We start from the raw sequence: 15,779 nt of genomic DNA on the forward strand, positions 1-15,779 counted from the left end.
TTTCACCCGTTAAACTTCATGGTCAAATCCCTCTCTAAAAGACATAACAAACAAATTAAACTTTTAGAAACCATGAAAAAGATCATCTTATCAATCGCTCTTTTAGCAACACTTACAGTTGGAAGTTCTTATGCTCAACAAGGCCGTGCGTACGGAAACAGACCAGTTCCAAATGCCCGGATCGACAATAATTTTGAAGAGTTTCAAATTAATAAGCTGGACAAAATCGTTGGACTTACACGCAAACAGGAAAATAAGATTAAAAACATTGAAAACCGTTATGACCGCGTCATTGTGGGAAGAAGAACGCCAAACCTGAAAGAAACACAATGGAAAAAACAACAGGAAATTATGGCTGTTCTAACTCCGGCGCAACGTGATCGTTTAATGGCATTTCAGCGCGGTAACCAATTTGACCGTTACAATCGCAGAGGTTAATGGTTAATGGTTAAATTTCTGGTATTGAATGTCAGCATTCAATACCAGAAATTTATATGTGATAAGGAATTAAAAAGTTTTATTAATGAACTGTTCTCCTTGGGAATCTTTGAAGGATAAAGTAATCCGCCATTAGTAGTATGCAAAATGCTATAATGACAATCGAGTAAATTGAAGGTATTTCACTGATATTTACTGAAAAAACTGTAAGCGTTCTTCCAAGCAGATAGGGATCAACATCCGTCGCAAGTTGAGGAGACTTGGCAAATATGCTATATCCAATTACTAAGGCAAAGAAAGCGGCAATGGTATACCAGGCGCCATTACTGATAATTGGTTTTTCAACCTTTTCAGCGGCTGGCAAAATCTGGGACATAATCCTGGATTCAAACATAAAAGAAGGATGATCCGCGTCAGCTTTTACCAATAAAGTACGCAAAACCTCTTGCCGGGCAAGCTCTTCGGCCTGCACCATTTTCATAACACTATCCGTAAAATCAGAGCATGTTTGATCAGGCTGTGATTCCTGCATTAGTTTTTTGAAAAGATATTCTTCGTCCTCTTCCATTTTTCTAAATTATTTTATTCTAACAAAAAACGCAATTCCTGCTCCAAAATTTTTCTGGCCCGAAATAGCTTTACCTTAATGTTAGATTCTGTCAAACCTGTAATTTCTTCAATTTCCCTGATCGAATTTTCGTTCATATAAAAAAGTGTAATCAACAAGCCTTCCATCTGCGGTAATTTCCCAATCGCTGATTTTATATAGGTGGACTGCTCTGTCTCCAGTATCTCATCTGTTTGTGATGTTGAAAAATCGTAAGCATAATTTTCGCTGATATCTTCATCAATTGGAAAAAAAGGAATTTTATTTTTTTGAAGTTTTGTGATTGATGTCCTGTAAACAATCGTATATAACCAGGTAGAAAATTTCGATTTATTCTCAAATTTATGTAGCTGCTGATATGCTTTTACAAAACTTTCCTGCGCCGAATCTTCCGCATCTTCAGCGTTTCGTAAAACTTTTAACGCAATCGTATAAGCCATATCCTTATACTTATTCACAAGAAACGCATAAGAAGCCGGGTCTCCCTTTTTTATTTTTTCGATATAAAACTGGTCGTCCGTATTTTTCATCCGCTAATTATACATGCCTATTGGCTATGAGACCGTCCTTCCCATCATAAGGTTACAGATAATCTTAACTATTTTTTATTTTAATAAAATTATAGAAATTCTGTAACCCGTCTTGAAGTATTCTTGTCTAATGCAGTATAATCAGTATTAAACTTTAAAACAGATATTATGAGCGGAACATCCATGAGTGTAATTATTGCACTGGGAGCCTTTTCAGCAATTTTTGGAATTGCATATGTATTTATGATGACGCGACACCGGGAACGTATATCCATGATCGACAAAGGTGTTGATGCTTCCATATTTGTCGGCAAAAACAATCCTTCACTATCACCAACTTTAAAATTCGGAATGTTATCTGTGGGTATTGCATTGGGTATCATTACCGCAAATATCCTACGACATATTTTTTACTTTGAAAAGGGAATTGCTTTTACATCAATGATTTTCCTTTTTGGCGGTTTAAGTCTGATTGCTAATTTTTTGATTGAAAGAAAACTTGATCGCAAAGAGTAGTCAAAAGGGCTCAAAATAATATTCAAGCTTCCAGCGAATTCCTCACTACTGATTTTTATGCAGAACATTTTTTAGAATCCGGAATTTCCGGACAGGATAACTATGCCTTTTTCAATTTATTAGCCATAAAAAATACATCATGAAAATTAAAAATTTACTGCAAAAGCTACTGCTTTTTGCACTGGGAATGTATTGTATCTGCACAAACAATTTTGCGCAGACAAGCGCTAAAACTTACAGGATATCAGGATTTGTGAGTGATTCGATTGCACAGAAAAAACTGGATTATATAACAGTCAATTTACTATCTGAAAAAGGAATTCCGGTAAAAGCAGATTACACAAAAAGTGACGGATCCTTTTCGTTCCCCGCCTTGCAACCTTTAAAATATTCCATTGTACTTGTTGGTGTTGGGTACAAAAATAAAACGGTTTTGGTAGATCTGACTGACTCTACAAAGCAACAATCAGATCTGGGTATACTGCTTCTTACACCTCAAACCGTAGGGCTAAAAGAAGTTACCATTACTTCAACAAAACAAATCGTTAAGCAGGAAGTCGACAGGATTTCCTATGATTTACAGGCTGACCCGGAAAGTAAGGTTTTTAGTGTACTGGACATGATGCGCAAAGTTCCGCTGCTATCACTCGATGCGGATAATAATATTCTGATGAAAGGGAACAGCGATTTCAAGATTCTGATAAACGGGAAACCTTCCAGTATGGTTGAGCGAAATTATAAGGAAATTTTGAGAACAATGCCGGCATCCTCCATTGAACGAATCGAAGTAATTACCACGCCACCGGCAAAATATGATGCCGAAGGATTAGCTGGAATAATTAATATCATCACCAATAAAAAACTCGATAACGGATATAATGGAACTGTAAACGTAAGCGAACGTTTTCCAAATGGAGGACCCGGCGTGGGTGGATCTTTTTCTGCAAAAATAGGAAAAATGGGTATGTCAGCTTTGGGAGGAGCGAGTATTTTTAAATCTCCGCAAATTATCAATTCAACTTCGCGAAACACCTTTGGCATTGAAAATACGATGCTATTACAAAATGGAACAGCGGAATCCAAAAGTAAAAGTGCATATCTGGGATATGAAATTTCTTACGAAATTGACAGCCTGAATCTACTATCCGGCCAATTCAATTTAAATGGCAGCAACTCAAATGGAGAAAACAGACAAGTCAGTCTGTTAAGCACACCGGAATCTGTTTTACAAAAATATTCATTGGCGAATAATACCGGAACAAAAGGTTCAGGAATAGACGCTGCGGTAAATTACCAGAGAGGATTCAGAGCAGATAAAAATCGATTGCTTACTTTATCTTACCGGTATTTTGCATATACCAATAACCAAAAAAGTAATATTGCGATCACTGATAGATTGGATTACGATCAACCTGATTATAAACAAGTTAATGACCAGCAATTTTCAGAACAAACATTTCAGGCAGACTATATCCATCCTTATAAAAAGTTAAACATTGAGGCTGGCTTGAAAGCGATATTACGCAATAACCAAAGCGATTTTCAAAATCTTTTTGAAAATAATGAAACGGGATCTTATGAAGTTCAACCTGATTTAAGCAACAAGTTCAGATACGACCAAAATGTCTACGGCGCATACAATACCTATCAATACAGTATCAATAAATGGAGTTTTAAAGTGGGGGCAAGAGTTGAACAAACTTTGATCAACGCGAATTTTATATCCAGTGAATCAAATCTTTCAACGCATTATTTCAATGTAATTCCATCGATTTCTATTAGCAAAAAACTGGTTGGAACCACTGCTATCAATCTGGGTTACACCCAAAGAATTCAACGCCCCGGCATTTACCAGCTCAATCCATTCATTGACAAATCCAATCCAAATTTCGAAAAAACAGGAAATCCAAATCTCAAACCAGCCTTGGTTAATGACTTTCAGATTGGATACAACTGGTCGAAAAAAATGTCTGTCAATTTTGGCCTTGGTTACACTTTTTTCAAAAACCTGATATTTCCAGTGGCCGTATATGATTCCAGTACAAATATTACCAGGACGTCGTATGGAAACACGGGGCAAGCAAAGCTCCCACAGGGCAATCTGAATTTAAACATTCCAATTACTAAAAAATGGAATTTCAGTCTGAACACACGCGTTGCCTATGGAATGGTTCGTGGTGTAGTAAATGGTAATTTATTAAAGAATGAAGGTTTGATGTACAATTTTTCTGCTTCATCCGGATATCGGTTTGAAAAATCCTGGCGTGTTAATGCAAACCTGAATGCCAATGGTAAAGGCGTGAATTTACAAGGATCAACCAATAGTTTTGTTAGTACTTCTTTTAGTGTTAATAAAGATTTGTATCAGGATAAATTATCATTTTCAGCCTCGGTCTCGAATCCATATAAGAAATACCGGCGCAATATTAATAATTCATTTGGCCCGGATTTTTCCCAATCCAGTATCCGAAGGGATTATTTCAGAACATTTAATTTCAGTGTGAATTATAAATTTGGAAGGCTCAAAGACGCTATCCGTAAAAATAAAAGAGGAATCAGGAATGATGATGTCCAGAATGGAAGTTAGATAAAATCTTGCTACATTGTAGTTTCACACACTATTATAATTATGCAGCAAGATTATCCTACCCCAGGTCGGTTTATTGACCCTTTGACAGATTTCGGTTTTAAACGCCTATTTGGAAGTGAACCTAACAAAGAAATTCTTATAGATTTCCTCAATCAATTATTTCTTGGCCAGAAAGTAATCCGGGACTTAACTTACAACCAAACTGAGCTTTACGGAAATAACGAAGATTCGAAACGAGCAATTTTTGATTTATTATGCACAGGTGATAATGGAGAGCAGTTTCTAGTAGAAATGCAGCGCGGAAGACAAGACTTTTTTAAGGAACGAGCTATTTTTTACACCTCACGTCTAATAAGTGAACAATTACCGAAAGGAAATAAATGGGGTTATAAATTGAAAGAAGTTTATTTCATAGCACTGCTGGAATTTACTTTGGAAGAAAGTACGAGCGAACAATATCTTCATGATTTATGTTTGATAGACAAAGTGACCGGGAAAATATTTTACGACAAGCTGGAATATAAATTCATTGAATTACCTAAATTTACAAAGACAGAAAACGAGTTATTTACCGACCTGGATAGATGGTTGTTTTTGTTGAAAAATATCGTAAAGATGGACAAAATGCCATTATTTATGAGAAAAAGTGTTTTTGAGAAAGTATTTAAAATAGCAGAATTAAACAATTTAAACAAAGAAGAGCGTATGTCATACGATTCAAGTTTAAAAGCGAAATGGGACTATGAAAATGTCATGGACTATGCGATTAAAACTGCTGTAAAAACAGCCGACGAAAAAGCGCGTGAGGATATTGTGAAAAACCTGCTGCTTAATACTGATTTTTCAATATCCAAAATAGCTATGCTTGCCGGAGTAACTGAGCAATTTGTATCAGACATCCGGCAAGAACTAAAATAATAAAATTAAATATCAGCAGTAGAAGGTCAAAAAAACAGATCCGATAACAGGAAAACTCTGATTTTCGGATCTGTTTTTTGAAAAAGATTATTCCCTTGCTTTCATTTTATTAAGCGTCGCTTCAAATGACCCCGAGGGCATACCGGTAACTTTTTGAGCGGATACAGCTTTTGTTTGCCACTCAATTGCTTCGTCTTTTCGTCCAAGTTTATATAGTATTTGGGCATAGGTATCCAGATAGGCTGGATTACCGAGGCTCATCGACCCCTGGCGATCTTTGTTAAGTGCATCAAAGAATAACATTGATTGCTGCGACCATTTCAGAGCATTTTCTAAATCGCCTTTCTTTTTTGCCATTTCAAAAAAATGCCAGGCATGTTCATTAAGTTCGATATGAAAATATTGGGAAGGCGGCGATATCCTCATGGTATGCGACAATTTCCCGGGAATTTGTCTTGATTGTTGTATTTTCATTTCCTTTTCATCCATACGTTTAAGCGAATCAACCGTTAATCGCATGTGCGTATAATCCAGGAAATTTTCTGCTAACTGGATGTATTGAACAGTATCTTTTACAGCATAAAAATAACGTAACAAACTTCTTTGACTTGCCAGGGAACCCTTTGCAAAATCCGGCCTGTAAGTATTCTGTATAAACCGCGACAAATCATGAGCCAGGTTTATGTTCTTATTCCTGACAGCATTTCTAAAAGTTGTCTCGATGATGGCGTTGTTGATCGCTACCGCCTCTTGTACCGGAATTGATTTGTACAAACTGTCTATTAATTTACGTTCCGTGTACTGAATCATTTTGTATCCCCGGCTATCAAGGGATGGTCCCTGCATATATATAAACTTTATAACATTGTAATTTTTCAAAGAATCTACTGGCAACTGACCAACGTATTCTTCCAGCAGATCATCTGTAGGAAGCTGCATTTCTTTACGTTTTGCAATATATTCTTTAAGAAATTTTGAAGATCTGGATCCAGAGTTATATTCCTTTTCAAAATCCTTTACCTTTTTTTCACCCCTCCTTCCCAAGGCGATATCTGCCTGCTGCGCATACATAAATCCAGCGCTTGTTGAACCATTAAAACGGTTGAGAATATTTCCGTCAGCATCTACAAATAAAGAAACGGGGGCTCCTTTAATCTCAAACTTTTCGGCAAGCCTATGTCCCATTTCAGTATCTGTATTTACTCGGATTGAAACGTAATGTTTCTCGAACTTCTCTTTTAAAATCGTTTCATTAAAACCCTGCGTTGCTACTTCATTACACTGTTGACAATTGTTGCTCTCCAGATGAATGAAAATCAGTTTCTTTTCCGATCTGGCTTTTTTTGCTGCTTGTTCCCAATCAGGGTTATTCAAAAATACAATTTGCCCATACGAGATTGGGCCAATAATTAATAATACTAAGAGCGTGAATAGTGATTTCATATAAAAAGTGGCTAATACAAGATTCTCAAATGTAACCGATTGAATCTAAACCATTACACAATTTTGTATGATAAAATCGTAAATATTTATTCAGTGAATTTTATTAGATATAAAAAAGGCTCTGAAATCTTCTACGACGCATCAGATAATCAGAGCCTTTCTATATTTTTAACAATCCTAACTACTCCCGGTTAAAACTTTGGGAGCAACCCATAAAATCCATTAAACCCATAATCGGAGCACCAGGCGGCATATCCAGTACGGTGGCCGGTTCAAACTTATCCGGATTTTTGTGAAACTCTTCAATTTGTGAAAGACCAAAAAGTAAATTTGCCTTTTGTTTTGGTGTGACCGAAGTAACTTTATCTTTCATCCATTGTCCCAGCTCTTCAACCTTCAAAAGCGTTTCACCTCTAACATTCTCCGGCGCTTTGGAATCGGCGGCTAACGTTAACAGATATTTCAATGAAAGGTTATTAACCAGCATTTGCAGCTCACCTTTATAACCCGTTATAACAGGAGCTTTCCAGGTTTTGTCAAGAATTTTGTCAATTACTGGCATCAATCCTGGCTGGTTTTCATCTCTTGCGTTATATTCGATTAAACGTGCCGCGCGTTCGGAACTGAATAAATAAGAAAACGTAGTACCTGCTGCCATTTCTGCTGCCGCAATCGGATCAAAAGTTGGTCCGGTATGACCTGTAAAAGTTTCCTGACTTGCCGGATATCCGGTTGGACGCGGCGGGATCTTTTTGATCAACGCTTCCGGTAATGCCAATGCTTCGGGAGAAATTGTATTAAGCAAAGATTCCAGAGCTCTCCACTGCTCTTTTGGTTCTACCATTCTGGTAATCACCTGTCCATCATTTTTTACAGCATGGGTAAAGTACAAACCACCTACGGATTTGGCCACGGCTTCAATCTGGTAGCGATGCAAAAGATAAATTGGTACCAGAACCTCTTCCAAAGTTGCCATAGGTTCACCATTTCGAATTGCCTTTTCAGAGAAATTATCCAATACCTTTCTTCTCACCGTCATGATATTGGTCATCTGATCAATAGGGTTTGAACCATCATCCCACTGGTGAGAAGTTGGATGTGCGTTGCCCCCAATATCAGGAATGTAGATAAAACCTTGTTTCAGCGTTTCCTGCATAATTTTTTCCAAGGCTGCATCTTCGTCTGTTCCTTTTGGGAACTCGGTATATCCCCACATCACAGCCCGTTTATCCCAGCTCCCGATTCCTTTTGCATAGGAATCTGAAATATCAACAGTTCCATCTGCTTTCAAAGAAAACTTTGGAAAAGGGTAATCCATCACCGAAGCCCGATCTTTCGGACTTGCGGCAAAGTTGTGATTGAAACCTAATGTGTGACCAATTTCGTGGGCTGAAAGCTGACGAATCCGGGCAAGTGCCAATTCCTTCATCGCCGTGGGTACAGGTTTCCCATCTACATAAGGCTGCAACAAACCTTCCGCAATCAGGTAATCCTGGCGGTGACGATCGGAGCCTAGTGTGACCACACCCTTAATAATTTCTCCGGTTCGCGGATCAATAAACGACATGCCGTAAGAAAATCCGCGCGGACTTCCATTCCGATTAACCCAGTTAACCACATTATATCGAATATCCATCGGATCAGCTCCTTCCGGAAGTTCTTTTACCTGAAATGCATTTTTATAGCCCGCCGCTTCAAACGCCTGGTTCCAGAATGCGCCGCCCTCAATCAAAGCCGCCTTTACAGGCGCAGGTGCTCCCCGGTCGATGTAATAAACAATCGGTTTTATTGCTTCGCTGGGCGCTGAGCCTGGATTTTTCTTTTCGAGCCGGTGACGTCTGATAAATCTTTTAACGATCGGCTCATCCATGGGTGCAGAAAAATCCATATAACTAAACTGACCAAATGCTGAACGTGGATCAAATTTCCGGGACTTATATTTGTCATCCGGCAGTTCTACAAAAGACTGGTGCATATTCACTGTAATCGCGCCCGGATCTGGTGCCAAACCACCTCCGCCACCAAAAAAATTGGTATTAGGATTTCCTCCTGTAAAGGTTATTAATGCCTCAAATTCAGTATTTTTTGGGAAATTTTTTGTGTTTTCAATATATAAAACCGAACGGGTTTCATCCATTTTATAAACACCTCCTCCACCTGCCGGCTGAGAAACCGCGACTGGTCCGGCGGCCCTTCTCACACCCAAACGTGAAGCAATATTCTGACTGTCGCGGACGATAAATGGCGTTATATCAATCAGTATTTTGTCTCCTTCCACCGCCACCGGAACAAAACCCCAGATCACAGATTTGGCAAAGTTATTTTCAACCGCTTTTTTCTCATCCTGATTTTGTGTGATCGCCCTGTAATTATAAACTGGCTCAACCAAAAGAATTTTTGGGCCAACTTTTACAAATTTGGCAATAGCAGAAGAAGCCTGGCCACGCTCTGGCCCACCGCTGCCTACACCGTCTGTCAGTGACGAAAAATAGAGAAATTCTTTGTCGAGCTTATCGACTTCAAGCAATACTTTCCCGGTTTTTTCATCATAGTAAAAATTAAAAAAACCGTCGTATTTTTTCAATCCCTGGGTCACCGAAGTAAATGTTGCAGATGATGCCGCTGGTTTGGCCGGAGTGGTATTACCAGCTGGATTCTGTGCAAAGGTTAAAGACCCGGAAGCCAGCAGAACGGCTAATGCATTGTAGGTTAATTTCATAAAATTAGTATAGGAGTTATTTATTCAAAATTTCGACATTTTATTTTACCAATTCCGCATTGAGCAGAAATATTTCAGAGCGCAGATCTCCTGTTTTATTCAATAAAAGTTTTCCACGGATTTTTACAGGTTTATCAGTGTAACCTACTTCTTTTGACATTTTCACTTCAACCATAGAAGGAATATCACCTTGTCCGCAATATGGGCATTGATCCATCGGCACCACGGCCAGCATAAATTCCTTGTGCTCAACATCTGCGTTGATGGGAATCATATAACCGGGAAGCTCAACAAACTTATTTTGAAGTGCTTCCAGTTTGGCCGGAAAGGTTGGCACCATCTTAAATTCTTTATTTTTCCTGTACGATCTCTCTGCAATAAGTTTCCAGGTGTTTGTCATCAAAGGGACGTGTGTCGGAGGCTGGGCGTTTAAAGTAAAAGTGGTAACAAGAAACAATATCAGAAAAACAGTTTTTCTCAAAATCATACATCAACCTTTTGATAAAGTTTTAGAAATATCTGTGCTGTAAGCCTTAAATGCAGGAAGCGCAGAGGCCAAAATGCCGATAAGAAATCCTCCGGTCAGGAGATAAAATTCTTCCGTTACAAAATAGAATCCGGTTAACCTTGCCTGTGATGATTCCTGAAAATGACCTATGAGTTCCAAAGTAAAATGTCCGATAATTATTCCGGCAATAGATCCAATTGAAGTTAAAATCAGTCCTTCAATCATAATAATCAAAAAAATGCGAAACTGAGATGCACCCATTACCCGCATAATTGCCAGATCATACATCCGCTCTTTCAGAGAATTGTATAAACTTACAAAAACGCTGATACCTGCAATAAACATCAGACTCAGGGCAAACCACTGCATAGTTTCTACACCGACACCAATAAGCGAAAATAACCTTGCACTTTCTTTGGCAGGGGAAGCAGCCTGCATGGAAGTTGTTTTATTGACAATCATCGGAAGGATAATCATCGCCATCCGTGATTTGTATTGTATCAGAAGCGAAGTAATTTCTCTTTTATCATTCTGACCTTCTGAATCAATTCCATGAATATTCCAAATTGTTGAAATATTGGTAAGAATAAGATTGTCGGTTGTATTTCCTGCCGGTGCCAAAATCCCGGTAATCACGTAGGGGCGCCCCTCGTGGGCGCCCTCTTCACCAGCAGTCAATCCATGTGAACCATGAAAGGTATCTCCGACTTTTAAATTTCTATTTTTCGCCATTTCCGAGCCAATAACTACCTCGAAATCTTTTTCCCAAAACTTCCCGTTTGCAATCTTCAAATGATATAAATTGATAAAACTGCTATCCGTGCCTACAATCCGGCAACCAAAATAATTATCCCCCAAAGCCAGAGGTACGGCTCGTTTTACCATCGGATTTTTTGCCAGCTGTTGTGCCTCGGACATAGCAATATTGCCGGTTGGAAAATCAATAAAATAAATACTGCTCAGGATAACTTGCAACGGACTTCCCTTCGCTCCTACCACCAGATCAATTCCTTTTGCATTCCCCCTTAATTTATCTCCAATTTGTGTTGTTCCAATTAAAAGTAAAGTCAAAATACCTGTTCCGAAAGCAACCAGCAGCACATTCAAAACAAATGTCCATTTATTATATAGCAGGCTTTTCCAACTGATTTGAAATGGATTCATTTATTATTTGAGTACATATTCTTTTGAAAAAGCCTCTTTAACACGATCGTCATGCGTAGAAATAATTAATGTAGAATTAGACGATTCTGATAGTTTCAAAAGCAGATCTATTACCACTTTTGCATTTTTATTATCAAGACTTGATGTAGGTTCATCGGCAATCAATAGCGCCGGTTGATTCAGAACCGCCCTGGCAATGGACGCACGCTGCAATTGTCCCTGGCTTAATTCGGCTGGATAACTTTTCATTTTCTGCCCAATCCCCAATGCTGCAACGACCTCTTCTATCCGTACTTTATCATTTTGAAGTCCGGCAAAAGTTTGGGCAAGTTTCAGATTCTCTTCCACAGTCAAACTCTTAATCAAATGTGGCTGTTGAAAAACCAGACCTATATTTCTACCCCGGAAGCGGTCAAGTTCACGACTTGATAGCTTATATAAATCTGTTTCATTGATCATAACCTTACCTCTTGCAGGTGAAATTATGCCTGTCAAAATATGCAACAGCGTTGTTTTTCCACTTCCTGATTCACCCAACAAAAGCCATTTTTCTCCACGCTCAATATTCCAGTCACTGAAATTCAGCACTTCCTTTCCATTATAGCTGTGGGAAACGGATTTGAGTTTAAGCATATTTAGCAGTCGGCTATCGGCCGTCAGCTACCGGCCAGTAGTGGTTAAGAAAAAAGTTTAATGGAATATTCGGCAATCGGATTTCAGCTAGATACTGACAGCCGATTGCCTAAAGCCGAAGTCATTTTACTGTCGGATATTTGATTCCCAGCTGTTCCAGATAAGTGGCATATTTCGACGGATCGTAATAGTATTTTTTCATCTCCGGACGAAATTCTTCCATGATCTTTTCATTCAGACGGATAGCAGGCTTATCAGTTTTTGAAATAATCGCTTCGTACTTTACATCCTTTGTTTGTACGTCTGTGAAATAGGCTTTTGCATTTTTAATCACTTCAGGTTTCACAAACATATCCAGTAAGGTCATAGCTTCCACTTTTGCTCCGGCTGTCACGCCTTTGTGCGCAATCGGTGTTGCCATTGCAATTGCGTTAGACCAGTGATGCCCAGGCAGACCAGGAATATTGGCCGGATACCTCAACACAACCGTTGGCAAATTCCAGGAGATATCAGCAATATCATCCGAACCGCCACTTCCCGGATCTGTGATCGGGATTGGTTTGATCAGAGCACTCAAAGTCGTTGCCAGTCCTTTTGTTTCACCTGATCCCCCTTCGCTGTTACCCTGTTCTTTTTGCGCAGCTTTTGCAAGGATCTGATCTTCTTCACTCCATTTTGGCAAACCTACTGCCTTGATATTTTCGTACATCGTTTCTGCAATGGCTTTGTTAAAATGCCCCGGCCAGGCACTTCCGTAGACTTCATAGGTCATTTTGGTATCCGTCATCATCGCAGCACCTTCGGCAATTCTGATCCCATCCTTGTAATTCTGCATGATTCTCGGATAAGATCTTTCTCGGAAATAATACCAGACCGACGCCTTTGAAGGGACCACATTGGGCTGGTCGCCACCATCTTTAATCACATAATGCGACCGTTGTGTCGTCTCCATATGTTCGCGGTGATAATTCCAGCCGACATTCATCAATTCTACCGCATCCAATGCACTTTTTCCGCGCCATGGCGCACCGCCTGCGTGCGCTGCCTGTCCATCAAATTTGAACAAAACCGAAACCAAACCATTGTTTCCTGCATCACCGTAAGAAACCGTCATATTATTTCCAACATGTGTAAAAATACAGGCATCGACATCTTTGAAATAACCGTCACGAATAAAATACGCTTTCGTACCTACCAATTCCTCTGCCACGCCCGGCCAAAGCATGATCGTTCCGGGAATTTTCTCACGTTCCATTATTTTTTTCAAAGCCAAAACGGCTGTAATATTCAAAGGTTCGCCGGAATTATGGCCTTCTCCATGTCCGGGAGCACCTTCTATGATCGGATCATGGTATGAAACGCCGGGTTTCTGAGATGCTTTTGGAATACAATCTATATCACTCCCCACAGCTATCACCGGTTTCCCGGAACCCCACTTTGCCGTCCAAGCCGTTGGTATACCTGAAATTCCGTGTTCAATCGTGAAACCGTTTTTTTGCAGAATGTCAGTAAGGTATTTTGACGTTTCGGTTTCCTGAAAACCAAGTTCTCCAAAACTGAAAACCATATCCACCATTTCCTGCGTCATTTTCTGCTGCTTATCAATTTCTTTTGTCAGCTCTGTTTTTAACGCATCAATCTTTGCCGGCGTCATTTTCGTTTGGGCCTCAGATGGTGAAGTTAAAAATGCTGATAATAAGCAACCAATACCAAACCGCAGCAAATTTCTGCAAGGAAATGAAGCAAAATTTGTTTTCATAACAATGTTTTAGAGTGAGTAGAATAGTCTGATTTATTTCCCGACGTTCGGAGCTTTTACATCACGAACAGTCGGATACTTAATTCCCAACTGTTCCATATAAGTGGCATATTTCGAAGGATCGTAATAGAATTTTTTCATCTGAGGACGAAATTCTTCCATGATCCTTTTGTTGAGATAAATCGCAGGTTTGTCCGTTGCAGAAACCAACGGAATATATTTGGTATCTTTAGTTTGGACGTCTTTGAAATATGTCCATGCATTTTTCAAAATATCCGGTTTTACAAAAAGATCCAGCAAAGTCATTGCTTCCGCTTTTGCTCCCGCGGTAACACCTTTGTGGGCAATGGGGGTCGCCATAGCAATTGCATCTGCCCAGTGATGGCCCGGTAATCCTGGAATATTGGAAGGATAACCCAATACAATTGTTGGCACGTTCCATGAAATATCCGCTATGTCATCAGATCCCCCTGAAAAACCCGATGGAACGGCTGTCGGTTTTCCGAGCGGGCTCAGTGTAGTACTCAAACCCGACCCTTCCGCAATCGGACTATTTACTTCTTTTTGAGCAGCTTTCGCAAGAATCTGATCTTCCTCGCTCCATTTTGGCAAACCTACTGCCTTAATATTTTCATACATTGCTTCGGCAATCGGCTGATTAAAATGTCCCGGCCAGGCACTTCCCAAAACTTCATAGGTCATTTTTGTATCCGTCATTTTCGCTGCCCCTTCTGCGATTCGGATACCATCTTTATACATATCCATAATTTTCGGATACGTCCGCTCGCGGAAATAATACCATACTGCCGCTTTCGAAGGAACCACATTTGGCTGATCGCCGCCGTCCGTGATCACATAATGTGAGCGCTGCGACGGCTCCATATGTTCACGGTGATAATTCCACCCCACGTTCATCAACTCCACTGCATCCAAAGCACTTTTTCCCCGCCATGGTGCTCCGCCAGCGTGCGCTGCCTGTCCTTCAAAACTGAACTTCACAGAAATCATCCCAACCATTCCCGGATCGCCATACGACGTTCCCAGATTGCTCGCTACGTGTGTGAAAATGCAGGCATCAACATCTTTGAAAAATCCATCTCTGATATAATATGCCTTGGAACCTAACTGCTCCTCTGCAACGCCGGGCCACAGCATAATGGTACCCTGAATTTTCTCCCGCTCCATAACTTTTTTTAAAGCCAGAACGGTTGTAATATTTAACGGCTGACCGGAATTATGGCCTTCTCCGTGTCCGGGAGCACCTTCTACAATCGGATCATGGTAAGATACACCGGGTTTTTGCGAGGCTTTTGGTATACAATCAATATCGCTTCCAATGGCAATAACCGGTTTCCCAGATCCCCATTTGGCCGTCCAGGCCGTTGGCATTCCGGCAATCCCCATTTCTACGGTAAATCCATTTTTCTTTAAGATACCTGTCAGGTAAGCTGATGTTTCCGTCTCCTGAAATCCGAGTTCGCCGAAACTGAAAACCATATCCACCATTTCCTGTGAAAACTTTTTGTTGGCTTCAATTTCCTTTGAAAGTTCTGTTTTCAAAGCGTCAATTTTCGCAGGCGTCATTTTGGTTTGCGCCATTAAACTGCCAGACAAGAAAGCCATGACGCCAGCCAGGCAAATACTATTTGCCAGCATTTTTTTGTACCTGGAAAAACTGTATAAATTTCTCTTCATTTGCAGGACAGTTTAAGATTGAAAATTAGTTAGGTTCAGAATTTCGTATTAACTGGAAATTATGATTACAATTTACTTACATCATTATCAATTATTTCAATATTATTGAATTTCATTTTACTTTATTTGGATAAATAATATTTAACATTAGTATAATTATGTATTAATTAAATTTTATCAAATTATATTTTGAATTTCATGAATACCAATATTCATTTTACTAAGTGATAAAGATCGATTACGCTTATATTTTCTTTTA

Annotated in this window: 13 protein-coding genes; 4 read left to right on the forward strand and 9 right to left on the reverse strand. The window is 39.5% G+C overall.

The window, feature by feature from the left end; all coding sequences use genetic code 11:
- The first annotated feature begins 72 nt into the window (after positions 1-72).
- Positions 73-438, forward strand: coding sequence for a hypothetical protein (locus tag LXL81_RS10665; RefSeq protein WP_234646766.1), 366 nt, complete (start codon positions 73-75; stop codon positions 436-438).
- A gap of 82 nt (positions 439-520) precedes the next feature.
- Here the strand turns inward: LXL81_RS10665 and LXL81_RS10670 are convergent, their stop codons facing one another.
- Together LXL81_RS10670 and LXL81_RS10675 are read right to left on the reverse strand one after the other, a co-directional pair.
- Positions 521-1,006 (reverse strand): hypothetical protein, encoded by a 486-nt coding sequence (locus LXL81_RS10670; protein WP_234646767.1) that lies wholly within the window; start codon positions 1,004-1,006, stop codon positions 521-523.
- A 14-nt stretch (positions 1,007-1,020) separates the two neighbouring features.
- Complete coding sequence (locus LXL81_RS10675) at positions 1,021-1,575, reverse strand: RNA polymerase sigma factor (RefSeq protein WP_234646768.1); 555 nt, start codon at positions 1,573-1,575, stop codon at positions 1,021-1,023.
- Between the two features lie 168 nt (positions 1,576-1,743).
- Between LXL81_RS10675 and LXL81_RS10680 the strand changes: the two genes are divergently transcribed.
- The 3 genes from LXL81_RS10680 to LXL81_RS10690 all read left to right on the forward strand — a co-directional run bounded on the left by LXL81_RS10680 (position 1,744) and on the right by LXL81_RS10690 (position 5,599).
- Positions 1,744-2,091, forward strand: coding sequence for a DUF6249 domain-containing protein (locus LXL81_RS10680; protein ID WP_234646769.1), 348 nt, complete (start codon positions 1,744-1,746; stop codon positions 2,089-2,091).
- Between the two features lie 139 nt (positions 2,092-2,230).
- The gene (locus tag LXL81_RS10685; protein ID WP_234646770.1) at positions 2,231-4,678 is read left to right on the forward strand and encodes an outer membrane beta-barrel family protein; all 2,448 of its coding nucleotides are present in this window, start codon (positions 2,231-2,233) and stop codon (positions 4,676-4,678) included.
- Positions 4,679-4,720: 42 nt separating this feature from the next.
- Complete coding sequence (locus LXL81_RS10690; RefSeq protein ID WP_234646771.1) at positions 4,721-5,599, forward strand: Rpn family recombination-promoting nuclease/putative transposase; 879 nt, start codon at positions 4,721-4,723, stop codon at positions 5,597-5,599.
- Positions 5,600-5,686: 87 nt separating this feature from the next.
- Here LXL81_RS10690 and LXL81_RS10695 read toward each other — a convergent pair whose 3' ends face one another.
- From LXL81_RS10695 to LXL81_RS10725, 7 genes are all read right to left on the reverse strand, one after another.
- On the reverse strand, positions 5,687-7,042 hold the full coding sequence (locus LXL81_RS10695) for a thioredoxin family protein (protein ID WP_234646772.1): 1,356 nt from the start codon (positions 7,040-7,042) through the stop codon (positions 5,687-5,689).
- Between the two features lie 181 nt (positions 7,043-7,223).
- Positions 7,224-9,761: a zinc-dependent metalloprotease gene (locus LXL81_RS10700; protein WP_234646773.1), complete on the reverse strand. Its 2,538-nt coding sequence runs from the start codon at positions 9,759-9,761 to the stop codon at positions 7,224-7,226.
- A 40-nt stretch (positions 9,762-9,801) separates the two neighbouring features.
- Positions 9,802-10,248 carry a hypothetical protein gene (locus tag LXL81_RS10705; RefSeq protein WP_234646774.1) on the reverse strand — a complete coding sequence of 149 codons (447 nt, stop codon included), beginning with the start codon at positions 10,246-10,248 and terminating at the stop codon, positions 9,802-9,804.
- Positions 10,249-10,251: 3 nt separating this feature from the next.
- The gene (locus LXL81_RS10710; RefSeq protein WP_234646775.1) at positions 10,252-11,433 is read right to left on the reverse strand and encodes an FtsX-like permease family protein; all 1,182 of its coding nucleotides are present in this window, start codon (positions 11,431-11,433) and stop codon (positions 10,252-10,254) included.
- A 3-nt stretch (positions 11,434-11,436) separates the two neighbouring features.
- On the reverse strand, positions 11,437-12,066 hold the full coding sequence (locus tag LXL81_RS10715; protein ID WP_234646776.1) for an ABC transporter ATP-binding protein: 630 nt from the start codon (positions 12,064-12,066) through the stop codon (positions 11,437-11,439).
- 121 nt (positions 12,067-12,187) lie between these two features.
- On the reverse strand, positions 12,188-13,825 hold the full coding sequence (locus tag LXL81_RS10720) for an amidohydrolase (protein WP_409013876.1): 1,638 nt from the start codon (positions 13,823-13,825) through the stop codon (positions 12,188-12,190).
- A 33-nt stretch (positions 13,826-13,858) separates the two neighbouring features.
- Entirely contained in the window at positions 13,859-15,448 is a 1,590-nt protein-coding gene (locus LXL81_RS10725) for an amidohydrolase (RefSeq protein ID WP_409013881.1), read from the reverse strand.
- Positions 15,449-15,779 lie beyond the last annotated feature (331 nt).

Origin of the sequence: Dyadobacter sp. CY356, assembly GCF_021440195.1 — a bacterium.
Lineage (GTDB): Bacteria > Bacteroidota > Bacteroidia > Cytophagales > Spirosomataceae > Dyadobacter.